Source organism: Novosphingobium kunmingense, from assembly GCF_002813245.1.
Taxonomy (GTDB): domain Bacteria; phylum Pseudomonadota; class Alphaproteobacteria; order Sphingomonadales; family Sphingomonadaceae; genus Novosphingobium; species Novosphingobium kunmingense.
The window spans coordinates 1-25,172 of the sequence record NZ_PHUF01000004.1 but is presented as its reverse complement, the minus strand read 5'-3'; the positions used below and the strand labels follow the sequence as shown (position 1 = coordinate 25,172).

Annotated in this window: 20 protein-coding genes and 1 pseudogene; 14 read left to right on the top strand and 7 right to left on the bottom strand. The window is 65.9% G+C overall.

All coding sequences use genetic code 11. The features are described from left to right. Window positions 1-10: 10 nt before the first annotated feature. The 4 genes from B0I00_RS09590 to B0I00_RS09575 all read left to right on the top strand — a co-directional run bounded on the left by B0I00_RS09590 (window position 11) and on the right by B0I00_RS09575 (window position 5,795). Window positions 11-805, top strand: coding sequence for an SDR family NAD(P)-dependent oxidoreductase (locus B0I00_RS09590; protein ID WP_100867201.1), 795 nt, complete (start codon window positions 11-13; stop codon window positions 803-805). Between the two features lie 13 nt (window positions 806-818). Next, on the top strand, window positions 819-1,826 hold the full coding sequence (locus tag B0I00_RS09585) for a DUF2889 domain-containing protein (RefSeq protein WP_100867200.1): 1,008 nt from the start codon (window positions 819-821) through the stop codon (window positions 1,824-1,826). A 108-nt stretch (window positions 1,827-1,934) separates the two neighbouring features. Then, window positions 1,935-4,445 carry a TonB-dependent receptor gene (locus B0I00_RS09580; RefSeq protein ID WP_100867199.1) on the top strand — a complete coding sequence of 837 codons (2,511 nt, stop codon included), beginning with the start codon at window positions 1,935-1,937 and terminating at the stop codon, window positions 4,443-4,445. A 72-nt stretch (window positions 4,446-4,517) separates the two neighbouring features. Beyond that, window positions 4,518-5,795, top strand: a complete 1,278-nt coding sequence (locus B0I00_RS09575; RefSeq protein WP_100867198.1) for an MFS transporter — start codon at window positions 4,518-4,520, stop codon at window positions 5,793-5,795. 66 nt (window positions 5,796-5,861) lie between these two features. On the opposite strand, the gene B0I00_RS09570 is transcribed toward B0I00_RS09575, so the two are convergent. From B0I00_RS09570 to B0I00_RS09560, 3 genes are all read right to left on the bottom strand, one after another. Continuing rightward, window positions 5,862-7,076: an amidohydrolase family protein gene (locus B0I00_RS09570; RefSeq protein ID WP_100867197.1), complete on the bottom strand. Its 1,215-nt coding sequence runs from the start codon at window positions 7,074-7,076 to the stop codon at window positions 5,862-5,864. Between the two features lie 160 nt (window positions 7,077-7,236). Then, on the bottom strand, window positions 7,237-8,970 hold the full coding sequence (locus B0I00_RS09565; protein ID WP_198519199.1) for an acyl-CoA dehydrogenase: 1,734 nt from the start codon (window positions 8,968-8,970) through the stop codon (window positions 7,237-7,239). A gap of 52 nt (window positions 8,971-9,022) precedes the next feature. Next, a complete protein-coding gene (locus B0I00_RS09560) occupies window positions 9,023-10,138 on the bottom strand; it encodes an amidohydrolase family protein (RefSeq protein WP_100867195.1) in 1,116 nt (371 codons plus the stop codon). A 127-nt stretch (window positions 10,139-10,265) separates the two neighbouring features. On the opposite strand from B0I00_RS09560, the gene B0I00_RS09555 reads away from it, so the two are divergent. The 5 genes from B0I00_RS09555 to B0I00_RS09535 all read left to right on the top strand — a co-directional run bounded on the left by B0I00_RS09555 (window position 10,266) and on the right by B0I00_RS09535 (window position 16,148). Then, on the top strand, window positions 10,266-10,967 hold the full coding sequence (locus B0I00_RS09555; RefSeq protein ID WP_100867194.1) for a FadR/GntR family transcriptional regulator: 702 nt from the start codon (window positions 10,266-10,268) through the stop codon (window positions 10,965-10,967). Further along, window positions 10,934-12,184: an alpha/beta fold hydrolase gene (locus B0I00_RS09550; RefSeq protein WP_232730183.1), complete on the top strand. Its 1,251-nt coding sequence runs from the start codon at window positions 10,934-10,936 to the stop codon at window positions 12,182-12,184. Before B0I00_RS09555 ends, B0I00_RS09550 begins: the two co-directional genes overlap by 34 nt. A gap of 86 nt (window positions 12,185-12,270) precedes the next feature. Continuing rightward, a complete protein-coding gene (locus tag B0I00_RS09545) occupies window positions 12,271-13,488 on the top strand; it encodes a thiolase C-terminal domain-containing protein (RefSeq protein ID WP_100867192.1) in 1,218 nt (405 codons plus the stop codon). A gap of 1 nt (window position 13,489) precedes the next feature. After that, window positions 13,490-13,930 (top strand): Zn-ribbon domain-containing OB-fold protein, encoded by a 441-nt coding sequence (locus B0I00_RS09540; protein ID WP_100867191.1) that lies wholly within the window; start codon window positions 13,490-13,492, stop codon window positions 13,928-13,930. A gap of 13 nt (window positions 13,931-13,943) precedes the next feature. Further along, window positions 13,944-16,148, top strand: a complete 2,205-nt coding sequence (locus tag B0I00_RS09535) for a CoA transferase (RefSeq protein WP_100867190.1) — start codon at window positions 13,944-13,946, stop codon at window positions 16,146-16,148. 10 nt (window positions 16,149-16,158) lie between these two features. Here B0I00_RS09535 and B0I00_RS09530 read toward each other — a convergent pair whose 3' ends face one another. The 4 genes from B0I00_RS09530 to B0I00_RS09515 are packed head-to-tail and all read right to left on the bottom strand — an operon-like array spanning window position 16,159 to window position 19,880. Then, entirely contained in the window at window positions 16,159-17,040 is an 882-nt protein-coding gene (locus B0I00_RS09530) for an SDR family oxidoreductase (protein WP_198519198.1), read from the bottom strand. Between the two features lie 2 nt (window positions 17,041-17,042). Further along, the gene (locus B0I00_RS09525) at window positions 17,043-17,822 is read right to left on the bottom strand and encodes an enoyl-CoA hydratase/isomerase family protein (RefSeq protein ID WP_100867189.1); all 780 of its coding nucleotides are present in this window, start codon (window positions 17,820-17,822) and stop codon (window positions 17,043-17,045) included. Further along, window positions 17,819-18,724, bottom strand: a complete 906-nt coding sequence (locus B0I00_RS09520) for an acyl-CoA dehydrogenase family protein (RefSeq protein WP_100867188.1) — start codon at window positions 18,722-18,724, stop codon at window positions 17,819-17,821. The genes B0I00_RS09525 and B0I00_RS09520 overlap by 4 nt, the downstream gene beginning before the upstream one ends. A gap of 4 nt (window positions 18,725-18,728) precedes the next feature. Further along, on the bottom strand, window positions 18,729-19,880 hold the full coding sequence (locus tag B0I00_RS09515; protein ID WP_100867187.1) for an acyl-CoA dehydrogenase family protein: 1,152 nt from the start codon (window positions 19,878-19,880) through the stop codon (window positions 18,729-18,731). 79 nt (window positions 19,881-19,959) lie between these two features. Here B0I00_RS09515 and B0I00_RS09510 point away from each other — a divergent pair, with 79 nt between their 5' ends. The 5 genes and pseudogenes from B0I00_RS09510 to B0I00_RS09490 form a co-directional block, all read left to right on the top strand. Further along, window positions 19,960-21,576, top strand: a complete 1,617-nt coding sequence (locus B0I00_RS09510) for an AMP-binding protein (RefSeq protein WP_100867186.1) — start codon at window positions 19,960-19,962, stop codon at window positions 21,574-21,576. A gap of 141 nt (window positions 21,577-21,717) precedes the next feature. Beyond that, window positions 21,718-22,812 (top strand): acyl-CoA dehydrogenase family protein, encoded by a 1,095-nt coding sequence (locus tag B0I00_RS09505; RefSeq protein WP_100867185.1) that lies wholly within the window; start codon window positions 21,718-21,720, stop codon window positions 22,810-22,812. Continuing rightward, the gene (locus B0I00_RS09500; protein ID WP_100867184.1) at window positions 22,809-24,029 is read left to right on the top strand and encodes an acyl-CoA dehydrogenase family protein; all 1,221 of its coding nucleotides are present in this window, start codon (window positions 22,809-22,811) and stop codon (window positions 24,027-24,029) included. The genes B0I00_RS09505 and B0I00_RS09500 overlap by 4 nt, the downstream gene beginning before the upstream one ends. A gap of 11 nt (window positions 24,030-24,040) precedes the next feature. Beyond that, window positions 24,041-25,021 (top strand): NAD(P)H-dependent flavin oxidoreductase, encoded by a 981-nt coding sequence (locus tag B0I00_RS09495; RefSeq protein WP_100867183.1) that lies wholly within the window; start codon window positions 24,041-24,043, stop codon window positions 25,019-25,021. Window positions 25,022-25,078: 57 nt separating this feature from the next. Next, window positions 25,079-25,172: pseudogene (locus tag B0I00_RS09490) on the top strand (succinate--CoA ligase subunit alpha); the annotation flags it as partial.

Sequence of the window (25,172 nt, the reverse complement as noted above, 5' to 3'; positions counted from 1 at the left end):
GGAGCGCATCATGAAGATCGACAATTCCATCGCCGCCGTGGTGACGGGCGGCGCCTCCGGCCTTGGCCGGGCCAGCGCCGAAGCGCTGGCCGCCGCCGGGGCCAGGGTCGCCATTTTCGACGTCAACGAGGCCGGCGGCGAGGAAGTCGCCAAGGCGATCGGCGGGATCTTCTGCAAGGTCGACATCACGTCCGAGGACAGCGTGGTGGCGGGGTTCGAAAAGGCCCGCGCGGCGCACGGCCAGGAACGCATCCTGGTCCATTGCGCGGTCGTGACGGGCGGCGGCAAGACCGTGTCCTTCGACAAGGAAACCGGTCGCTACAAGCGCAATCCCACCGAAATGATCGCACGGTCTGCCGAAGGGATCTTCACCGCCAGCTACCGGATCGCCTCGCACGGTGCGGTCGGCATGGCCAATTCCGAACCGCTCAACGATGACGGCGAACGCGGCTGCATAGTCTTCACCTCGTCCGCTGCATCGCAGGACGGCCAGATCGGGCAGGTGGCCTATGGTGGCGGGAAGGGCGCGGTCAATTCGATGGTCCTGCCGATGGCGCGCGATCTGATGGACGTCGGGATCCGCGTCAACGCGATCCTCCCGGGAATCTTCGCCACCCCGCCAATGCTCGGCGTCAAGGACAAGGCGCCGGCCATCTTTGAAGGGCTGGAAGCGTCGGTTCCGTTCCCCAAGCGGCTCGGCAATCCGCCCGAGTTCGGTAGCCTCGTCCTCGAACTGGCGCGCAACGGCTACTTCAACGGCCAGTGCCTCCGCCTTGACGGCGCAATCCGGATGCCACCGAAGTAAGGAACCTTAAGCGATGACCGTGCCGCAGCAGTTTCCGTTTGCCAGGCAGAGCGCCGGCCACGCGCCGCTGCGGCGTCCCGGCTCCGTCCGGCGCACCACCTCGATCGACAGCGACTGGCCCGATGGCTACGGCCAGCCGTGGGACATGGTCGGCCGCGCGCGCGACCTGCTGACCCCGGCCGATGGCTCGGCGCCGCAGGTCCTTGCCGCGGCGCAATACCGGATCAAGGCGTCGCCGCTGCGCGAAATCCTGTCGATCGAGGCGACTCCCGACCAGCCGCGGCTACAGGAACTGGTCGGGGTTCGCGCCGGGCGCGACAGCCGGCTGGCGCTGACCGGCACCCTGGGCGATCTGCGCGGAACGCCGCTCTACCAGGTGCTCGACGACTTTGCCGGCGCAAGTCTCGTCGCCGGATGGATCTGGTCGCGATGGATGAACGACTGGCCCGAAAACATGCGCAGCGCGCCCATGCGTTCGAACGCAGGCAGGGCGGGCAAGATGCTGAACATCTGCACCGGCTTTGCCGAAGGCGGCTCATCGCTCAACGCGGATGGCAGCACGAACCATGCCAGCCAATCGTTCGCCGAGGTGGGGCCGCTCGAACACCCCGACGATCCGATCGGCTGGCATACCATGCCGTTCCAGGAAGGCCCGCAGAAGCGCCGGGCGCGACGGATCGACCTGTGGCGCGACGGCGCGACAATCATGGTCGACGCGGCGTTTCAGGACAGCGGCTCCAACCCCGAGGGATCGCGGACGGCGATTCACGAATACCGGGTCTTCGCGGAGATCGATGCGGCGACCAGCCGCCTCATCGCGCTGCAGGTGCTGCCGATGATCCTGCCCTTTCGCGAGTGCCCGGGTGCGTCGGTCAAGGCGACCCGGATGATCGGCCAGGACGTGACGACCTTCCGCGATTCGGTTGTCGAAGTCCTGCCCTCGACGCTGGGCTGTACGCACCTCAACGACGTCTTGCGGGCGCTTGCCGACGTGCCACGTCTTGCCCGCTCGCTCGCCTGACGACGTTGCCGTACCGTCAACTAATTGTCTCTTGTCTATCTTGGTCGACCTAGTTATATAAGTGGCAAGTGGGGCCGCAGAGATGTTCCACGGGAGGAGAGCCTGACGATGAACTGCAAGACTTCTGGCAATTTGACGCGTCTGTTCCTGAGCACCGCCGTTTCCGCGATGGCCTTTGCGGCAGCGCCGGCACTGGCCCAGGATGCTCCGGACACGCAGAGCTCCGCTTCGGACCAGGGCCTCGGCGAAATCGTCGTGACCGCGCGCAAGGTCTCGGAAAATCTCCAGGACGTCCCGGTTGCGGTGACGGTCCTCACCGGCAATGACCTTGAAGTGCGCAACGTCCAGCGTCTTCAGGACATCGCCCGCTTCACCCCCGGCATGTCGATGCGCCCCGGATCGTCGACCCCCAGCGCGCTGACCATCACGTTGCGCGGCCAGGTCCAGAGCGACATCCTCATCACCCTCGACCCGTCGGTCGGCACCTATGTCGACGGGGTCTACTGGGCGCGGGCCTATGGCCTCAACGGCGATTTCCTCGATGCGCAGTCGGTGCAGGTCCTCAAGGGGCCGCAGGGCACCCTGTTCGGCCGCAACACCACAGGCGGCGCGCTTCTGATCACGTCGAACAACCCGGACCTCGACGATTTCAGCGGCAAGGCTTCGGTGACCTACGGGCGTTTCAACGAATTCCAGGCGACTGGCATCGTCAACCTGCCGATCGTTCCCGGCAAGGTCGGCCTGCGCCTCGCAGGGTCGCGCCTGACCCGCGACGGCTACACCACGAACGTCGTTCCGGCAGGGACCGCATCGGCGGTTTCGCGGACCAACACTGCGGTCGCGCAACTTCCGCCGACGGGATCGCTCAACGGCCTCAAGTTCGACAATCGCGACCGCTGGAACTTCCGCGGCAAGCTGGACGTCAAGCCGACGGACAACCTGACACTGCGCTTCTCGGGCGAATATTTCGAAATGGACGAAGCCTCGCCGGCACGCGAAGTGCGCATGCTGACGAGCCCGTTCACGGCCACCAATACGACCTATAGCCTGGGCGCCACGGCCGCGCTCTACGTCGGCCTGCTCAACGGCGGTCCGTCGCCGACGACGCCTGCCGCGCAGTTCGCGAACATCCTGCTGGGCATCAGTTCGATCAAGAACAATATCGACGCTCTGGCAGCGGATCCGGACATCACCTCGATCAACGAGGTGCCCTATGCCTTCGCCAAGACCCAGACCTACGGCTTCACCGGCATTCTCGATACCTCGTTCGGCCAGGTCCAGCTGATCACCGGCTATCGCAAGATCGACAGCCATGCCGGTCTCGATCTCGACGGTTCGCGCTATGCGATCCACTTCACCGAAGGGCAGCAGTCGGTGAAGCAGTATTCGGGCGAACTGCAGATCACCGGCAAGGGCTTCGACAACAAGCTTGATTTTGCGGTGGGCATGTTCGCCTTCCATGAATCGGGTTTCGACCAGTCGGTCTCGATCGTGGCGCCGCTGCTCAACCCGGTGACGTCGCACTTCTACGGCCTGATCGACAACGACAGCATCGGCGTATACGGTCAGGGCACGTTCCACCTGACCGACCAGCTTTCGTTCACGGGCGGCCTGCGCTACTCGATCGACGACAAGGGGCTGGAAAGCCGCAACAACAATTACAACACGATAACCAGCACGACGACCTGCTCGCTGTTCACGGCGCCGGCCATCGTCGGGCCCGAACTGGTCGGAGTGCCCGCCTGCGCCGTCAGGGCGCGCAACAGCTTCTCGGGCGTCTCCTACACCGCCGGTGTCGAATACAAGCCGAACGATGACATCCTGCTCTACGCCAAGACCGCGAAGGGCTTCCGTTCGGGCGGGCAGAACCTGCGCGCGCCGACCGCGGTGTTCCTGGTGCCGTTCAAGCCCGAGATCGCCTATTCCTACGAAGTCGGTTTCAAGGGTGAGTTCTTCGACCGCCGCGCACGCCTCAATCTTGCGGCCTATCAGACCGATATCAGCAACATCCAGCGTTCGACCCTGATTTCGAACCCGAGCGGCGCTGGCGCTTCAGCGACCGTGCTGGGCAACGCCGGCAAGGCGCGCTTCCGCGGCATCGAGGCCGAACTTCAGGCCCAGTTGTTCGAAGGGTTCGTGCTCAGCCTGAACGGCGCGCTGACCGATCCGAAGTACATCAGCTATGCCGACCTTACCGGCGACCGTTCGTTCGAGCCGTTCGACAGCGTGGCCGAACAGCAGTTCGGCGTCGCGGGCGACTACACCCGCGAGTTCGGCGGGGTGAAGTTGAAGCTGCACGCCGACTACGCCTGGACGGGCAAGACGGCGATGTCGAGCTACAACTGGGTGCAGAACGCGGCGAGCGGGACGGTACCCGGCGCGGTGAACACCCAGAACGACCAGGTCATCGCGACCACCACCCGACCGGCGATGGGTATCCTGGGCGCCCGCGCCGCGCTCAGCTTCAACGACGACATGTTCGAAATCGCCGTGTTCGGGCGCAACATCACCAACAACCGGGCCTATTACAACCCGCTGCTGGTGGCGCCGGTGGGTTACGTCCAGAGTTCCCGCATGGAGCCGGCAACCTACGGGGTGACCGCCACGGTCAACTTCTGATCGCCGCCGCCATTTCGGACGACAAGCAAAGGAAGGGGAGGGCAGCAGTCCTCCCCTTCTTGATTTGGGAGAATGGTCATTAGGGATACCGCAACGCCGAAGTCCGGCGAAACGCGACGGCTGGTCGCCCTTGCACTGATCGTTGTCGTCTGCGTGCTGAGCTATGTCGACCGCCTGGTCTTCTCGGTGTTCCAGAAGCAGATCGGGGAAGATCTGGCGCTCACCGATCTCGAACTCGGCTGGATATCGGGCACGACCTTCGCGATCTTCTACATCCTCGCCGCGTTTCCCATCGCGCGCTATGCCGATCGCGGCGACCGGCCACTGGTGATTGCGCTTTGCGTTTCGGTCTGGAGCCTGGCAACGGCGGCATGCAGCCTGGCGACAAGCGGCCTGCAAATGGCGCTGGTCCGCATCGGCCTGGCGGCGGGTGAGGGCGGTGCCGGTCCCGCCGCGCAATCGCTCCTCTTGTCGCTTTTTCCGCCCCACCGGCGCACTATCGTCCTGTCATCGCTTCTTGCCGCAAGCGCGCTGGGCCTGGGTCTTGGCGGAGTGATCGCGGGGCAGCTGTCCCGGCTCTTCGAATGGCGCACCGTCTTCGTGATCGTCGGCTTGCCCGGCCTGCTGGTCGCCGCGGCGGTGTGGCTGTTCGTCCACGAGCCGCGCCGGGGGCCGGATCGAGGGGTCGGCGGGCAAGCCGAGGTTCAGGCACCCCTTGCCGGACAGTTGCGCGCGTTCGCCGCGATGGCCTCGCTGCGGTGGTCGATCCTGGCGATCATCTGCATATCATCGACCGGCTTTCCCTTCCTTATCTGGAGCCACGATTTCTACCAGACGATCCACGGCATGAAGCCCAGCGAAAGCGGCCTCGCGCTGTTCATACCCGTGACCGGCGGGCTCGTCCTCGGCAACCTGGTGGCAGGCTGGCTTGCCGACCGGGTCGGGGCGACAAACCCGAGGTTCTACGGCCGGGTCGCCGCGATCGGGGTGGCGATCGCCTTTCCCTTCGGGCTTGGCGTCGCCCTGGCCCCGACGGCGCTGGCCTCGCTGGCCTGCTTCTTCGTCTTCCACGTCTTCATCACCCTTCACCTTGGGCCGCTGCAATCGCTGTGCTTTGCGCAGATTTCGGCCAGTTCGCGCGCCGTTCTGGGCGCGGTGCTGAACACGGTGATCACCTTGTGCGGGATCGGCATCGGCACGTTCCTGCTCGGCGCGGTCAGCACCTATTTCAAGGCCGAATACGGCGACATGTCGCTGCGTTACGCTTACGTCACCATGGCCTTCCCGATGCTGGCGGGCGCCGTGGCCGCGATCATGGCGGCGCGAACCGCGCGGATCGAACCTGCCTGAAAAAAGTGCCCCGCCGGGGAGTGAGCCGGCGGGGCGCAGGGTGGAGAAGATCGTCGCGGATCGTGGTCAGGCTGCGGACACAAGCTCCGCCTTGCGCGCTTCGACCTTGGCGCCAAGGTTGGCGCGCCTGAACAGCCTTGCGGCGTTGCCGCCCAGCACCGCCACCAGTTCGTCGGAGGTCACGTCGGGATTGTCGGCCGAGAGCTTGTCGATCACCTGCTTCGAGAACGGAAACGTGCCTTCGGCGTGGGGATAGTCGGTGGCGAACAGCAGGGCTTCGATCCCGACGCCCCTGCGGATCGCCATCGACGAATTGCCGTCGTTCTGCAGCGCCAGATGCACCTGGTCGCGCACGATCTGGCTGGGCAGGCGCGACAGCTTTGGGCTGATCGACGGCGCGTGCCCGTTATAAACCTCGTCCATGCGCTCGGCGAGGCCCCACAGCCAGCCGGCGCTGTGCTCGGCAAACAGGATGTGCGCCCCGGGGTTGCGGTCGAGCACGCCGCCTGCGACGAGCTGGGTGATAACGTCGACCGCGTCGTTCATCTGGCGGGTATAGTTGTAGAGTGCGCCGCCCGGCCCTTTGAGCGCGCGGATGTTGATGTCTCCGACGCCGGTGTGGAAAACCAGCGGGATGCCCTGGTCGGCCGCCAGGGCGAAGATCGGATCCCAGCGGGAATCGTTGTAGTTGTTGAGACCTTCCCACAGGCAGAACGCGGCAAAGCCCTTGTCAGCGGTGCGCCGGCATTCGGCCAGGGCATCCTCGAAATCGATGCAAGGGATCATCGCTGCGGGGATCAGGCGGTCGCGTACCGGGGCGGTGTAGTCCCACGCCCAGTCGTTCCAGATCCGGCAGGCAACGCGCTGGCCCTCGCGATCGGCAATTCGCGGCAGCATCAGGCCGAGCGAGGGAAAGACGAGTTCGGCGTCGACCCCGTCGCGATCCATGTCGGCCAGTCGCAATTCAAGGTCGCGGGCGCCGCGCCGCTTCGTGTCGACCGCGCAGTCCGAGACGAAATTGTCCTTCGCATCGATGCAGGACCGGTCCCCAGCCTGGGCGTTGAAAGCGGCGTCCCCTTCGCCGGTTTTGTGGGCGTGGAAGTTGGTGTTGATCTTGAGGATCACCTGGTCGCCGATCCGGGTGATGCGCACGTCGCCGTCCGCTTCGGAATGGATCGCGAACTGCTTGAGGCTGTCGGGCATCGCCTTGACGAAAAGGTCGGGCGGTTCGGCCACATGGGCATCGCAGCTGAAAACGAAGGGTCTGATCTTGTCTGTCATGGCATTCCTCCAAGCGTTTGGCCGTTGGCCGGCTTCAAATCTGCGCGCGGCAAACCAGTCGCGTTGTCGCGAGGCGAGGATGACAAAAGAGGTATCGATTTTGTTTGATCAGAGTCAATTCTTGTAAATAATTTCGCTTCAGCGCGCAAAATAGGTACCTTTAACGGCTGCGTGGGAGGTTGAGGCGCGTCTCGGCGATGACGGAGCGCTGGATCTCGTTGGCCCCGCCATAGATCGTCGCCTGGATGCCGCAGCGGGCCTCCTTCTCTATCGCGGCCAAGGCAGGGATCGTCCCGTCGAGCGACAACGGCGCGAAGCGTTCGACCAGCTCTGCGCAGCACGAGTGCCAGCTTTCGGTCCCGAACAACTTGCACATCGGGCCGAACCAGCGTTGTCCTTCGCCGGCATCGCCCGCCCAGATTGCGCGCAGGCTGAGGCTTTCGAGCAGCGCGACATGGGCATCCAGCCGGGCCAGCGAATGGCGAATCGCCGGCTCGTTGGCGCGGATTTCGGGCCGCTCCAGCAAGTCGTCCAAGCCTGCCAGCAACTCCGCCCGGGCAAAGTCGAGCGCGCCGAGGTAATAGTCGCCCTGGTTGTGTTCGAGCGTCATCGTCGCGGCCAGCACCTTGGCGCCCTTGCTGGCCTCGCCCAGCAGGTAGCGGTCCTCGATCGCGAAGTCGGAATAGAAAGTGATGTTGGTCCGTTCGCCTGCGAACGTCTGCACCGGGGCAAGGTCGAACCCCTGGCCCAGCGGGGCGACGAACAGCGTAAGGCCGTCTTCGTTCCGCGCGAGGAGGAGGACGTATTCGGCCTGGTGCGCGGTGGTCGTGAAGACCTTCTGGCCGTTGGCGATCCAGCGCGCGCCATCGTGCACGGCGCGCGTCCTCGCGCCGAAAACGTCGGAGCCGCCGGACGGTTCGGACAGGCCGAGACAGGCAATCGCCTCGCCCCGGGCCAGGCGCGGAAGGACTTCGGCCTTGGCTTCGGCCGTGCCGAACATCATCAGCAGCTTGCCGATCGAATCGGACACCACCAGCACCGAAATCGGCCAGCCTGCGTGCGTCAGGGTGCGATGCACCGCCGATGTCGCCAGGGCCGACGCCCCCGATCCGCCCCATTCCAAAGGCCAGTCGGGAAACAGCAGCCCGGCCGCTGCAAGACGGCGGTGCAGTTCGGGCAAGTGGTTGTCGGACGAACCGGCGAAGGCGGCCTTCTCGTCCGGCGTGAACTGCTCGAGGAAGATCTCGGTCCGCGCCTGCCAAGCCGCAGCCTCGGCGTCCGGGGTAAAACTGATCGACACCGGATCGGCCGGGGCGAGGACGGGAAGCGGAGCGGTCAGGATGTGGTCCGGGTCGCCGCCCGCGTAAAGCGCGGCACGGGCCGCGAGATAGAGCGCGGGAAGCGGGGAATCGTCCGATACCCCATAGCCACCGAACGTCCGCATCGCGGCCTTGATCGCCGGCAGGACCGCCTTGGCCGCCCACCAGAACGCCTGCACGTCGAGCCGCGGCGCTTCGGCGAGGGCTTCGGCCCGGGCGGCGATGGCCCGCCATACGAGCAGGCGCGTACCTTCGATTTCGGTGATGGCGTTGGCAAGGGTATGAGCGACGCCCTGATATTCGCCGATCCGGCGCCCGAACACCACGCGCTCGCAGGCATAGGCCGATGCATCTTCGAGCGCGCGCGTCGCCATGCCCACGCAGGCCGCCACCGTCATGATCCGCTCGTCGGGCCAGATCACCACCCCGTGACGCCCTGCGGCTTCAGCCACGAGCGCCGCGTCAAACGTAGAACCGCCTTCCTTAAGCAGGGCTCCGACGCCCAGTTCGTCAAGGACAGCATCGACGGAGCGCTGCCCGCGAACGGCCAGCGCCCCGTCGACGGTATCGAACATGGCTTGTTGCTCGCTTGAGAGACCGAGTTGCACCATGTTCAAGGGACTTGGTTCAGGCCGCCAGTGTTTCGCTGGTCTGGATCACCGGTTCGATGCGGAACAGCCGAGCGGCATTGAGGCCGAGGATGTCGCGCCTGGTCTGCTCGTCGACCGCAAGGTCCTCGAACAGGTCGTCGACGATTCGGCGGCTGATCGGGAAGGTCCCTTCCGCATGGGGATAATCCGAACCCCACATCACGTTCCGAGCGCCAGGCAACTTGGCTGCGGCGGCGGTGATGCAGGCGCGGTCGTGCTGGAAGCTGGCCCAGACCTGATCGTCGATGATCTGGCTGCAGCGCCGCGACAGCTTGGGGAAGACGAAGTTGTGATGCGCTTCCTCAACCTCGTCCATCCGCTCGGCAAGGGCCACGAGCCAGCTCGCCCCGCTTTCGATGAAGGCGACCTTGGCGCCGGGGTTGCGGTCCAGCACCCCGCCGGCAACGAGGTACTGCACCGAGTTCTGGGCATCCATCATCTGCTTGGTGTAGTTGATGATCCCGGCCCCCGGGCCGCGCTCGTGGACCACGGTTTCAAGCCCCGTGCCGGTGTGCATCACGAAGACGATCCCGAGGTTCGCCGCCTTGGCGAAGACAGGATCCCATTTCTCGTCGTTGTACTTGGCCAGACCGGGCGGCGTCACGGCGGGCAGCATCGCGGCGGTAAAGCCCTTGGCCGCCAGGTAATCGAGCTCGGCAAGCGTATTCGAAAAGTCGAGCGCCGGCAGCATCCCGCACCGCACGAAGCGGTTGGGATGGCTGCCGAGGAAGCTGTCGTTCCAGTCGTTGTACAGCCGGGCCGAGGCGGCCTCGGCTTCGGCGTCGTCAAGGCAGTAGAGCCAAAGGCCAAGGCTGGGGAAGCAGATCTCGGCATCGATCCCCTCGAGCTCCATATCCACGAGACGGCCGGCGATTTCCCGGATGCCCCGACGTTCGTTGTCGCCGAGCTGCTTTTCGCGATGCTGGCCGACGCGCAGGCGATAGATGACCTTTTCCTCGGTGCCCGTGATCAGGAAGTCACCGTCCTTGCGGCTGTGAATCGCGTGCTTCTTGAGTGCTGCGGGCAGGCCGTCGAGGAAGATCGACGGAGGTTCGAGAATGTGGCTGTCGGCGCTGAACACAAAGGGTTTCACGGCACGTCTCCCGAGTCGCTGCTTTCGTGCCTAACGGATACCTAGTTATATAAGTTAAGGCAAGAGCGGACTGGACATTGGCCATGGCAGTGCATAAACAGATAGCTGTTATGGGAGTTTTGACCCGATGTACCAGACCATCAACTCCGAAAGCCTGGTCGCCCGAACCGCCCGCGAACTGGCCGAATTGAGCCTGTCCCTTTGCGAGGGCGATTTCATCGGCGCCGAAGACGATCTCTTGTCCCGGCTGGGGGTCAGCCGCCCGACGCTGCGCCAGGCCGCCAAGATCGCCGAAAACGACCGGCTGATCAGCGTGCGCCGCGGGATCAAGGGCGGGTTCTATGCCAGCCGCCCAGACGCCCAGGATGCGATCCGCACCCTGGCGCGATTCCTCCGCCTCAAGGGGGGCACGCTTGGCGACATCATGGCGGTGAGCCGGTTGGTGGCGGAAGAGGCGGGCGGCCTCGCCTGCGGCTGCACAGACGAAGACATGCGCGCCGAGCTGGCGAAGTTCGTGGAACGGATCGGAGCGGCCGATAGCCCGTCGGAACTCATCTCGCTCGAAGCCGAGTTCTCGCGGATCGTCTCCGAAATGAGCGGCAACCCGGTGATCGAACTCGTCATGGCGATCGGGTTCTCGTTCGGCATGTCCGAACAGCGCGTTGGACTTTACCAGTCGGCCGAACAGCGCTCGGTTGCGCGCGACCTGCAAAACCGGATCTGCCGCGCCATTCTCGATCGCGACGTGGAGATCACCCGCGTGCTCATGCGCCGCCGCTCGGCCGCGATCCAGCAATGGATCGACGATACCTCGGGCGGCACGTCGTGACGCTTGTCCGCTTCCAGGGATTCGGCGCAACCTCGCTCGAAGCCGAGGTCAGCGGTGACGAGCACGACCCCGCCATCCTGCTGGTGCACGGTGCCGGCCAGACCCGGGCGGTCTGGAGCGTGGTGGTGGAAGGCTTGGTCCAGGCCGGGCGGCGGGTGATCAATCTCGACCTGCGCGGCCACGGCGGCAGCGACTGGCCCGAATCTGGCGCCTACGATCTCGACGCGCACGTCGGCGACTTGCGCGCGGTATTGGCGCAGCTTGGCTCGCGTCCGGTCGTCGTCGCCGCGACCTTGGGGGGATGGATCGCCGCTCTGGCTCTGGAAACGGACGCAGCCAACCTCGCGGCGGGCCTCGTCCTGGTCGACATGCCGGTCGGGGCCGATCCAGAGACCGCGAAGCGGATCGGCGAACGGCTGCGCCAGCAACCCAGCCAGGGCGACGCCCGCTGGGACCCGCGCGCGGTAGCGCACCTCGACATCGAAGTGGTCCGCCAGCGACTGCTCAGGGCGGCGCCTGCGCTTGTCCTGCCCACCCAGGTGGTGCGCGGCGGGATCGGCTGGGTCGGACAGGCAGCGAGCAGCATCGAGTTCGACGCTCTGTTGCCCAACGCCGAAGTGGTCGAGGTCGAGGACGCCGACCTTCTGGTCGTGACCGATCGGACCGAAGCGTTCCTTGGCCGCCTGCTTGACTTTCTCGAGCGCAAGCAGCCGCGATCGGCGGCGGAGTTCCGCGCGGGATCGGATGCGCGCACACTGCGAGACGCGATGGGCTGCTTTGCCACCGGGGTGACGATCGTCACCGCGTGCGACGCGCAGGGTACGCCGATCGGCCTGACGGCGAACAGTTTTACCTCGGTAAGCCTCGACCCGCCGCTGCTGCTGGTCTGCATCGCCAACACGGCCGGTACCGCGCCGATCCTGCGCGAGGCGTCGCACTTTGGCGTCAACGTCCTGCAGACCAGCCAGCAGCCGGCCTCGAACCGGTTTGCCGGCAAGGGCGAGGACCGCTTTGCCGCAACTCCCTGGACCCCGGGAGAAACAGGAGTTCCCCTGCTCGACGGATCGCTGGTGTCATTCGAGTGCCGGCGCCACGCGGTCCATGACGGGGGCGATCATTTTATCCTCGTCGGGAAAGTGGTGCGCGCTGCATTTGAGCCGCGCCGCGATCCCCTGCTGTACTTCCGCGGCAAGTACCGCCGACTGCATTTCACCTGACCGGCGTGATGGGCGCTGGACAAGGGCCCACTCCTGTCATATCACACCTAGTTATATAAGTTTGCACTGAAGCGAGAGGACCAAGCATGGCCTGGGCAAATCAGGACAAGACGGCGATCGTGGGCGTGGGCGCCACGGATTACTACGTCCGCGGCAAGAGCTGGCCGCGAACCATAAACGACATGGCGGGCGAAGCGATCCTGAAGGCCTGTGCCGATGCCGGCATCTCCATCAAGGACATCGACGGGTTCTCGTACTATTCCACGGCCGGGGCGGGCTATCTCGACAAGTTCGATACCGCTTCGCTGATGGAGACGCTGGGGATGCCCCATGTGTCGTTCTCGGCCACGCTGACTTCGGGCGGCGGCGGCTGCCCCGGCGCGATCGGTCTCGCAACGGCAGGCCTCGTCAACGAAGACTGCAAGTATGCGGTCACGGTCATGGCCCTGCAGCAACTGCCGCAGCACCGGCTTGGAGTAGTCTTCGGTGCGGCCGTGCCGAATGCCGAAAACAGCTTTCTCCAGCCATCGGGGCTGGTCGGTCCGGGGCATCTGATGTCGATGCTCACGCGCCGGCACATGCACCTTTATGGCACTACCCAGGACGCCTTCGGCGAAATCGTGATGGCCACGCGGGCCAACACCCACAACCGCCCCAAGGCGGTGCGCAAGGTGCCGCTGACTAAAGAGGAATACGATGCCTCGGTGATGCTGGCCGATCCGCTGCGGCGCCTCGATTTCTGCCTCGAAACCGATGGCGCAGTGGCGGTCATCACGACCACGATGGACCGCGCGAAGGACTGCCGCCACAAGCCGGCGGTGGTGCACGCCTGCGCGCACGGCGGGCAGCGCGAATGGGGCCGGGCCTTTGCTTGGATGGGCATGCCCGATCCGCACTTCGCCAGTTCGGGGCACAAGTTCACCGCAGACCGGATCTGGAACCAGTCGGGGCTTTGCGCCCGGGACATGGACGTCGCGCTGATCTACGACCACTTCAGCCCGATGGTGCTGATGCAACTCGAGGATTATGGCTTCTGCGACAAGGGCGAAGGCAACGACTACGTGCTGTCCGGCAAGATACGCTACGATGCGGCAACCCAAGGCGGCGTGAACGGCGGCGTCCCGGTCAACACCCACGGCGGCAATCTCAACGAAGCCTACATCATCGGGATGACCCACATAGTCGAAGGGGTCGAACAGGTGCGCGGCACCGCGATCAACCAGGTCAAGGATGCGGAATTCGCGCTCGTTTCGGGCGGCCCCGCATCACTGCCCGTGTCCAGCCTGATCCTGAGGAGCGCATGAAATGAGCGAGCCCACCAAGTACGGTCCGGCGCTGCTACTGCCCGGCGAACAGATTCGCATCACCACCAACCCCAACACCGAACCGTTCTGGGAGGCGGCGAAGGAACACAGGCTGACTGCGTGTCAGTGTGCGAACTGCGGCCATTTCCGGATGCCGCCTTCGGCCTATTGCCCGGAATGCTCGAGCCAGGACGTCAATTGGCCGACGTTGCCCGGCACGGGAGCAGTGTTCAGCTTTGTCGTCTGCAACAAGAACCCGGCGAACGGCGAAGATTACGTCTACGTGCCCGTCGTGGTCGATCTCGATGGCGCGCCGGGCGCGCGGCTCAATGCCAACGTCACCGGGTGCAATGCCGAGGACGTCCAGATCGGCATGAAGGTTACGGTCGACTGGACCGGGATCCAGGACGGATGGGTGCTGCCGAACTTCCGCAAGGCTTGAAGGGCGCCGGGGGATGCTGAACGAACTGCGGATCGTCGAGGTCGGGGAAGGGCAGGCGGTCCAGGTCGCCGGCCTCATGCTGGCGGCGCTGGGCGCGCAGGTCCTTAAGGTCGAACGGCCGGGCGGCGATCCTGCGCGCGGCGGCGCGACCTTCGCCAATTGGAACCGCAACAAGCGCAGCATCGTACTGGATCTCGACAGCGCGGAAGGCCGTGCCGGGCTGGAGTGCCACCTTGCCGGTGCCGACGTGCTGCTGCACCAATTCACGCCCGATCGCGCCGCACTGCTGGGGCTGGACGACGCTACGCTCGCAGCCCGGTTTCCCCGGCTCGTCACCAGCGGCATAACCGGAAGTCCCTACAACCACCCCGATGTCGAGCGGTCCGACGACGAGCTGCTCGTCGCCGCGCGGTTCGGCGCGCTTTATGAAAACGACGGTTATCGCGCAGGGCCGATCGTCTGGCGATTCAACGCCGGCTCGTGGTCGGCGGCGCACCTCGCCGCGGCAGGGATCCTGGCGCGGCTGGTCGCGCGGCTGCAGTCGGGTAGGGGCGGACCGGCCCACACCTCGCTGTTCCAGGGCCACATGGTCATGCTTTCGCTGATCTGGGCACGCAATTCGGCAGGGCCCATGCCCAACAATCCGCCGCACCCGCTGGGCGCGCGGCCGATCGGGCAACAGCTGTACGAATGCCAGGGCGGCGAATGGCTCCAGATCATGGATCCGCCCCGACAGTACGACTACGCCAACATGCCGACGATGTGGGAGGTCCTTGCCGAAGGAGTCGAGATCGACACCGAAGAGGGCAAGATCGAAGCCTTCAAGCGCCGCCCGCTCGAAGCCTGGCTGGCCGACCTGCGCGCCGACGACATCGCCGCCGAACCGGCCTATCCCCTGGGCGGAATGCTCAGCCATCCCGAGGTGATCGCCAACGGTTACGTGACGGAAATAGACGATCCCGTCTTGGGCCACACGATCCAGCCCAATGTCCCGTTTCACAGCGATGCCGATCTGCCCGCGCCCCGACCGGCGCCGGCGCTCGGCGAAGGCGGGGATGCCGACTGGACCCCGCCACCGGCTGCGGTGGGCGATGGCAGGCAGCCGACCGAAATGCTGGCAGGGGTGCGGCTGGTCGATTTCGGCATGTTCCTGGCTGGGCCGATGGGCCCATCGATGATGGGCGACATGGGTGCCGACGTGATCAAGGTCGAGGCGCTGACGGGTGACCGGATCCGGTTCATGCACCGCTACTACCAGGCGGCATCGCGCTCGAAGCGCTCGATCGCCATCGATCTTACCCGCCCCGAAGCCGAGCCGATCCTCGACCGGCTGCTCAAGTGGGCCGAGGCGGTCCACCACAACATGCGCTTCAAGGGGGCGGCCAAGCTGGGCTTGTCGGATGAAGGGATCCGCAAGCACAACCCCGACATCGCCTTCAACTATGTCAGCGCCTATGGCCAGCGCGGTACGCGTGGCAACTGGCCGGGTTACGATTCGATCTTCAACGCGATCGCGGGATGGGAGTTCGAGAACGCCGGACTGGGCAACAAGCCGATGTTCAACCGGCCTGGCACCATGGATGTTTCGTCGGCGCAGAGCGCTCTGGTCGAACTGATGGCGTCGCTATATGCCAAGCGGTCTGGCCAGCGCGGGTATACCACCCAGACCTCGCTGCTCGGCATCTCGGCCCTGACCCAGGGCGAGACGCTCATCCTGCCCGATGGCTCGCTTGCCGAAACCCACCATCTCGACAGCGACCAGACCGGCTTTTCGCCCTACCACCGCATCTTCGAATGCAGCGATGGGAAGTGGATCGCGATTGCCGCACGCACCGAATCGCGGCGCGCGGCGGTGCGCTCGGTCTTGGGCGATGACGAAGCCGGCTTTGCTGCGAAGGCTAAAAGTCGCAGCGCGGCAGACCTGCTCGCCGCGCTGGAGGCTGCCGGTGTGCCGTGCGATTTGGTCACGTTCGAGGCGGCGGAGGAGCAGTTCTTCGCCAACCCGCTAAATCGCGAACTGAACCTCATCTCGGTGCTTGAACAGCCGCTTTACGGCACGGTTGAACAGCCGGGCGCCTACTGGTGCTTCGGCGACGTGCCGGTGGTGTTCCGCCACGCTGCACCGGCCATTGGCCAGCACACCGACGAGATCATGCAGGAACTGGGCTTTTCGCCTGCCGAGATCGCCGGTTTCAGGGACAGCAAGGTGATCGGCTGAGGGCATCGCTTCAGCCGCTCTTCTCCCGCTTGGGCGGCAGCCAGCTGCGCACCGGTTCGAACACCGGCATCCGCAAGGACCGGCGCAGCCAGTTCGCCCCGTCGAGCACGAAGGTGTGGCCCGAACAGAACGCCGCATAGTCCGAACACAGGTATGCGGCCGCCCAGCCCAATTCGTGGACTTCGCCGGTCCGCAGCGCCGGCTGGCGGTTGGCCAGGTCGTCGCCATCGGCAAAGCGCAGGTGCGCGGCACGGTCTGCATGGGGGAACAGGCCGGGGGCGATGCAGTTGACGCGGATGTCGTAGGGCGCCCATTCGACCGCGAGGCTCTGGGTCAGGTTGGTGACCCCGGCCTTGGCGGCGGCCGAAGGCGAGGTGCCGGGTCCGCCAGTCCACGAATAGGTTGCCCCGATGTTGAGGATCGCGCCGCCGATCCCGTCCCCGATGCGCCGCCGGGCGAACTCGGTCGAGCAGATCCAGGTGCCGTCAAGGACGATGCTGGTCACCGCGCGCCAAGCGTTGAGACTGAAGTCCTCCGACGCCCCGGCAAGGTTGCCCGCTGCGTTGTTGATGAGCTGGGTGACCGGACCGAGCCGTTCCTCGACCTCGTCGAAGCAGGCGCTGACCGCCTCGGGATTGCGCACGTCGAGCTGTACCCCGATGGCGCGTCCGCCCGCGTCCTCGACCGCCGCGACTCCCCTGGCGCGCTTGTCCGGATCGCGGCTGGCAATGGCCACTGCGCCGCCCAGCCGGCCGAACTCGGCGGCAATGCCCTTGCCGATACCCGACCCGCCGCCCGTCACGATAGCCACCTCGTTCGCGAAGGTGCCTTCGGGCAGCATCCTGAGGCCCCGCGCCGGCGCGGGACGAAGACCCTTGTAGGCGTCGCTCATCGTCATTTCCCCTTGTAGGCCGGCGTGCGCCTTTCGCGAATCGCGGCGCGGGCTTCGTGATAGTCTTCGGTCTTGAACAGGGCAGTCTGGGCAAGCAGTTCCTGGGCGATGCCGCTGCGCACCGCGCCGGCATGGGCCTGGTCGATCATGGTCTTGGCCATGGCCAGCGCGATCGGCGGTTTGGCCGCGATCTTGCGGGCGATCTCCAGCGCCCTGTCGTCAAGCTCCTCCGGCGTGACGAGGAAATCGACCGCGCCCCAGGCCAGCGCGGTCTGCGCGTCGATCCTGTCTCCGGTCATGACCATGTACTTGGTCCGTGCCGGGCCGATGAGCGTGGTCATCAGCTGGGTCCCACCGGTATCGGGCAGGATGCCGTAATGGATTTCCGGCAGCGCCATCTTGAGCGTCGTATCGGCGATGCGGATGTCGCAGGACAGCGCGGTTTCGCAGCCGCCGCCGATCGCGGCACCCTTCAGCGCGGCAATGAAGGGCTTGGGGCTGTCGAGCACCGCCAGGCGCTTCTGCTGGTGGCGCAGCACGAAGTGATAGTCGCTTTCGTCGCGGGCGCGGTGGCCCAGCATCGTCGTGTCGCGGCCCGAACAGAACGACTTGCCCGCACCGCGCAGCAGCACCGCGCGCACCGCGTCGTCATCGAGCGCGCGATCGAGCAGGACCTTGTAGAGGTGGGCGGCCTCGTCATCCATCGCGTTGTGGACTTCGGGCCGGTTGAGCGTGATCACGCCGACGCCGTCGACCACTTCGTACAGAACCTTCTCGCTCATGCGGCTTCTCCAAGAATGACTTCGCGCCGCGCTGGCGCCACGAACGAGAGCAGGTGGGCGCGCTTCAGGCAGAGGTGGGGATAGGCTTCGTCGGTCATGCCGATTCCGCCATGAACCTGGATGTTGGCCCGCGCGTTCTCGATGGCGGCCTGGTCGGCCAGTTGCCGGGCAGCCGCGACATGGAAGGCGGCGTCGGCGTCATCCGCGTCCAGCGCGCAGCCAGCATAGAGGAGCTGAGAGCGGGCCACGGCGCAGCGGACGGCGGTATCCGAACAGATGTGCTTGAGCGCCTGGAACCAGCCGATCGGCCGGTCGAACTGCTCGCGAACCCTGGCATAGTCCGCCGCCATGTCGCGCGCCGCATCGGCGCAGCCCAGGGCGAAGGCGGCGGCAAGGAGTTGCAGGTGCAGGGCGGAGCGGGGATCGCCCAGCGGCTCGAACGGCGGGACAGGTTCGAGGTGGGCGAGCGGCGCCGACGGATCGAGCATCGCGACGCCGCCCAGATCGGCAGGCAGCACGGCCATTGCGACCATGTGGCCGACAAGGCCGAGTGCGTTCCCCGCGCCATCGGGATCGTATATGCGCAAGCGCCCGGCTTCGGGATAAGGGTCGAGCAGCGCCAGCGCGGTCTTGCCCGAGTGGTCCGACCAACGCGCCGCAACCGCCGTTGCGATCAGGCCGACCGGGGCAAGGTGGCGGCCGAGCTCGGCAAAGACCAGCGCCTCCGTTGCGTGGCTCAGCCCCAGGGCGGGGGTGGTCATCGCGGTCCACCCCATGGCTTCGAGTTCGGTCCAGAGGGCAGCGGGGCGATCACGCGCCTGGTCGAGCGGCATGTTGTCCCGGCACCAGTCGGCCGTCACGGCGAGGAGCGCTTCCTGTTCGGAGTCGAGTGTGAGGTCCATGGTGCTATCTCGATTTGGGCAGGCCGAGCAGGCGCTCGCCGATGATGTCGCGCTGGATCTGGGCGGTTCCACCCGCGATGGTTGCGGCAAATCCGCGCAGATAGTCGGCAACCAGATCGTCATCGCCATAGCGGAAGTCGAGGATCTCTTCGCCGGCAAGGAGCAGCGCCATGCGCTCCAGCCGCTGGCCCAGTTCGGAGGTGAACAGGCGGATCACCGAGGCTTCTGGTCCGGGCTGGCCGGTGCGCACGACTTCCGAAATGTTGCGGTAGGTCATCGCCCGCAGCGCCGCGACCTCGACCCGCATCTGAGCCAGTTGTTCGGCGATGCGGTCGTCGCGGAGCGCGCCGCTGCTCCGCGCCCGCGCGAGCAGGTCCTCGATCTCCTGGCTCTGCTTCACCTGGTCGGCGATGAACCCGGTGCCGCGTTCGAAGCTCAGCGTCGACATGGCGACCTTCCAGCCGTTGCCGAGCCCGCCGACGACGTTCTCGAGCGGGATCCGCACGTCGTCATAGAACACCTGCGCAAACTCGACCTGGCCGGACATCTTGCGAATCGGGCGAATCTCGATCCCGGGCGCGCGCATCGGGCAGATCACCCACGACAGGCCCTTGTGGCGCTGCGATCCCTCCTCGGTCCGCAAAACGAGTTCCTGCCAGTCGGCGACATGGGCGAAGCTGGTCCAGATCTTGGTTCCGTTGATTACCAGTTCGTCGCCTTCGATCTTGCCCCGCGTCCTTATGCCGGCAAGGTCCGATCCCGCGCCAGGTTCGGAGAAGCCCTGGCACCAGATCGAGTCGCCGCGCAGGATGCGGGGCAGGTGGTAGGTCTTCTGCGCTTCGCTGGCATTGAGGATCAGCGTTGGCCCGCCGTGGTTGACGCCGACGAAGTTGGCCCCGATCCAAGGGGCGTGGGCCCTGGCGTATTCTTCCAGCCAGATCACCTGCTGGACGATCGACAGGCCGCGCCCGCCATAGTCGCGCGGCCAGTTGATCCCGGCCCAGCCGGCATCGAACAGCCGGCGCTGCCAGACCTTGTCGAAGCCGATCGCGGCCTCGGCGTCCATCGGTCGCCGCTCGGCCGGCACGTTGGCATTCAGCCAGTCGCGACACTCCTCGCGAAAGCGCTGCTCCTCGCTCGAAAACTGGATGTCCATCGCTTCAGATCTCCGGGATTGACGCGGGCGCGCGGAGCGTCCCACCCTCGTACGCGTATACACGCGACGGGAGCGGACCATGACGATTGCAGTCGGCGAAATGCCTGGGGAACTCGAGGCAGGCTGGCGCGCCGCGGGTCTGTGGCAGGACCGTTCGCTGGCCGAAGCCATGGCCAGTGCAGCGCGGGATCGGCCTCAGGCTCCGCTGCATTTCTTCGGTGCCGATGGCGACCGCAAGACCACGCTGCGCCAGGTGCACGAACAGGGGTTGAAGCTGGCCGGATCGTTCCATGCGATGGGTCTGCGACCGGGCGACACGATTGCCATGCAGCTTCCCAACGGACTCGAGAACGCGGTGCTGTTCCAGGCGGCCGCGGCGCTGGGCTGCACCCTGCTGCCCATCGTCCACATCTACGGCCCCCACGAACTGGGCCACATCCTGGCGGACAGCGGCGCAAAGGCCCTGATCGTGCCCGATAGATGGCGCAGCATCGACTATCTCGACCGGCTGGCCCGTCTGCCCGCCCTGCCGCAGCTTCGTCACCGTATCGTCATGGGAGACGCCGTGCCCGAAGGCGCGATCGGCTTCGGGTCGCTTCCGGCAGGAACGCTGCCCCATATCGAGGCCACGCCCGATGCCCTGGCGTTGCTGCTCTACACCTCGGGCACGACCGCCGCGCCCAAGGGCGTGCGGCATACCTCGCGCAGCATTCTGGCCGAACTGAACGCCCAGCGCCGCGATCGGCCAAGCGACGAATACGGTCTGTCGCCCTGGCCGTCGGGGCATATCGCGGGGACGCTCGCCGTGATGGGCCACGCCCTGCTGGGCCGGCCGATGATCCTGCTCGAGGCGTGGGATGCGGCGCTGGCGGCAAAGCTGGTGGACCGCTTCAAGGTCCGCGAGATGTCCGGAACGCCGTTCCACCTTTCCGGCCTGATGGAGGCGGCCGAGCGGGACGGCTTCGACATCTCGTCGATCGCGCAGTTCCTGATCGGGGCAACCACCGTGCCGCCCGCGCTGGTCGCTGCGAGCGAGGCGGTCGGTATCCGCTGCTGCCGCTGCTATGGATCGACCGAGATGCCGACCGTGTCGCAGTGCAACCCCGAGGATCCCCTCGACAAGCGCCTCGCTACCGATGGCCGGGCCAATCCTTGCGTCGAGATCCGGATCGTCGACGATTCCGGCAGCGATCTTCCCACCGGAACCGAGGGCGAGGTCGCGGTGCGCGGGGCGGAACGCTTCGCCGGGTACACCGATCTTGCGCTTGATGCCGCAAGCTTCCTGCCGGGCGGGTGGTTCCTGACCGGCGATATCGGCCGGCTCGAACAGGACGGCTTTCTTGCGATCACCGACCGCAAGAAGGACATCATCATCCGCGGCGGCGAGAACGTTTCGAGCCGCGAGGTGGAAGAACTGCTGCTTCAGGTTCCCGGTATCCGCGAGGCGGCCGCAATCGGCATCCCGCACCCGCGGCTTGGCGAGCAGATCTGTGCCGTCGTCCTCGCCGATGACGGCGTCAGTCCGACCATAGCCGACATCGACCGGGTGTTCCGCGACCTTGGCGTGGCGCGGCAGAAGACGCCCGAAGCGCTGGTCCTGCGCCGCGACCTGCCTCGAACGCCGTCCGGCAAGGTCCAAAAGGCCGAGCTCCGCCGCGAGATCGCAGGCGATCTTGCCTCCGCGGAACCGGGCTGACCTGCGCGCGGCGCGTGTAAGGATCGCAAATCCGCCAGCCAGGTGCGGCAATTTCCAGCTCCCGTCATGGGTGTGAATCGCCCCTTGAAATATCACACCTAGTTATATAACTGATCCATCTTTGCGGGAGAAGGGCGGGTCATGTCAATCCTCTATGACGAAGGCCAGCAGGCCATCGCCACCGAATCGCGCCGCGTGCTCGAAGCGCGGACGGACAAGGCACGTCTGCTCGGTCTGATCGAACAGGTTGGCAGGCACGACGAACCGTTCTGGCAAACCGCGGTCGAGCAGGGATGGACCGCGCTCGCGATACCGGAGCAGCATGGCGGTCTTGGTCTTGGCCTGGTTGAACTGGGGCTGGTTGCCCAGGCCTGCGGTGCGGCTACTGCGGGGGCGCCGTTCCTCACGGGCAGCTATGGTGTTGCGCATGCGCTTGCCGCGGGGATCGATCCGGCGCTAGCGGCAGAATGGCTGCCGCGCCTCGCAAGCGGAGACGCGACCGGCTGCGTCGCGCTGGCCGAAGGCAACGCCGCGTTGCCCAACCTCGCCGCGGTGACCTTTGCCGATGGCCGGCTGTCGGGCACCAAGCGGGCGGTTTCCGGTGGGCTGTCCGCCGCGGTCGGGCTGATCTGGGCATCGTGCGATGGATCGCCTGTGCTGGCACTTGCGGACCTTGCCGGGGCAGGACGCAGCGCAGTCGACAGCTACGACAACGCGCGGCTCTATGCCGATCTCGAGTTTGCCGGAACTCCGGCCCGCCTCGTTGCGAAGGGCGATGTGGCGCAGGCCCTGGCGCTGGACGTGTTGGCGCGGTTGGCGGTCGTCACCGCGCACGAACAGCTCGGCGGGGCCGAAGCGTTGCTGCATGCCGCTCGCGATTTCGCCGTAACGCGCAAGGCCTTTGGCCAGCCCATCGGTGCGTTCCAGTCGATCAAGCACCGCATTTCCGAGATCTACGCTCTTGTCGAGATCGCGCGGGCCAACTGCATCCACGCGGCTTCCAGCGAAGGGGGCGAGGGCTTCCTGCTGGCTGCCGCCGATGCGCGAATTTCCGCAACCGAGGCCTACGACACCGCCTCGCGCGATTGCGTCCAGATCCACGGCGGCATCGGCGTGACCTGGGAACTGGGGCTACACCTCCACATGCGCCGCGCCCGCAGCCTCGCTGTCGAGCAGGGCAACCTCCTGTTCTGGGAAGACCTGCTGGTGAGCCAACTGACCGGAGACAAGGCATGAGCGACCTCGAAGCCTATCGCGCCGGCGCTCGCGCATTCCTTGAAGCGATGGCGCCGACATACGGGCGCGATGCGCGCGCCGGCAATTCGGTGGAGCAGGACCTGGCGCTCGGCCGCAAATACCAGGCGCTCAAGTACGAGGCGGGGTTTGCCGGGATCAACTGGCCGCGCGAGATCGGCGGCCAGGGTCTTGGCCATCTCGAGAAGATCACCTTCGATGCCGAGGAAATGCGCTTCGGAATGCCGACGGCGTTCTTCTCGATCTCTCTTGGCATGCCGGTCCCGATCCTGATCCGCTACGGCATGGGTGAGAACCGCGAACATTCCGCCTGGGTCAAGGAGCGGGTGGTCAAGGCGCTGCGCGGCGAGGAAATATGGTGCCAGCTATTCTCCGAACCCGCCGGCGGGTCGGACCTTGCCGGGCTGCGCACCCGCGCCGAACCGGACGGCAACGGCTGGCGCATGAACGGTCAGAAGATCTGGACCAGTTGGGCGCAGTATTCCGACTACGGCGTCATCGTGGTCCGCACCGACCCGAGCGTCGAGAAGCACAAGGGCCTGACCTACTTCTGGGTCGATATGAAGGCCAAGGGCGTCGAGGTGCGCCCGATCAAGTTGGCCGGCGGCGACAACCACGTCAACGAGGTGTTCTTCGACGACGTGCGGCTTGAGGATTCCCAGCGGATGAGCCCGGTCGGGGGCGGCTTCGGCGTGGCCCTGGCGACCCTGATGATCGAGCGTTACACCGCCACCGACAGCGCCGGTTTCGGCCCGCACCTCGACCGGTTCGTCAAGCTGGCGCACGAGGTGGAAATCAATGGCCGCCCGGCGATCGAGGACGCGAGGGTCCGGTCGCAGATCGCGCGCAACCATGCGATGCGCGCCGGTCTCGATTCGATCACCAGCCGCGCCTTCCAGATGATGATGGCGGGCATGGAACCGGGTCCGGAAGGCAGCCTGCAGAAGCTGGTCTCGGTGCGCAGCCGCCAGAAGCTGTCCGAACTCGCGCTCGACCTGCAGGGTAGCGCGGGCCTTGCCTTCGATCCCCACGGTTCGGTCAAGGACAACTGGGGGGCAAGCTGGCTCAACGCGCCGACGGGCCGCATCGCAGGCGGGTCGGACGAGGTGCTCTTGAACACGATAGCCGAAAGGGTCCTTGGCCTGCCGCAGGACCACCGCCCCGACAAGGGCGTGCCCTTCAACAAGATCCCGGCCTGAGGAGTACCGAGATGGCAATCAAGACGCGCATTACCGAACTGCTCGAGATCGAGCACCCGATCGTCCAGGGCGGGATGATGAATGTCGGCACGGCCGAAATGGCCAGCGCGGTTTCGAACGCTGGCGGGCTTGGCATCCTGACCGGCCTGACCCAGTCGAGCCCCGATGCCCTGCGCGCCGAAATCGAGCGGTGCCGGTCGATGACCACCAAGCCCTTCGGCGTGAACATGACGGTATTCCCGACCATCAACTCGCCCGATTACAAGGCCTATACCCAGGCAATCATCGATTCGGGCGTCAAGATCGTCGAGACTGCGGGCACTCCCGCGGTGCGCGAGTTGTGGGACATGATGAAGCCCCACGGGATCCGGATCCTCCACAAGTGCACCGCCGTGCGCCACGCGCTGTCCGCCGAACGGGCGGGATGCGACGTCATCTCGATCGACGGGTTCGAGTGTGCCGGCCATCCGGGCGAGGACGACATCCCGGGCCTCATCCTGATTCCCGCCGCCGCCGACAAGGTCAAGATCCCGCTGATCGCCTCGGGCGGATTCGGCGACGGCCGCGGGCTGGTCGCCGCGCTCGCGCTGGGGGCCGACGGGATCAACATGGGCACCCGCTTCTGCGCAACGGTCGAGGCTCCGATCCACGACAACGTCAAGCAGGCCTATGTCGACAACGACGAACGGGGCAGCTTCCTGATCTTTCGCAATTTCAAGAACACCGCCCGTGTCGGCAAGAACGCCGTTTCGGAAGAGGTGGTGCGCCGTCTCGCGCAACCGGAGGCGCGATTCGAGGACGTTCGCGAACTGGTCGCCGGAACGGCAGGCAAGCGCCTTCTCGAAACGGGCGACATGTCGCAAGGCGTGTTCTGGGCCGGGATGGTCCAGGGCTTGATCCACGATATCCCGACCTGCCACGATCTTGTCACAAGGATCATCGCCGACGCAGAATCCATTATCCGCCAGCGCCTGACCGGCATGCTGGCCTGAGCACGTCGGATCGGGAAATCCGACCAGCCTGAACCAAGTAACGGAAAATTCGCAATAATGTCCATTCTGATCAACAAGAACACCAAGGTCATCACCCAGGGGATGACCGGCGCGACCGGTTCGTTCCACACCCAGGCGGCGCTCGATTACG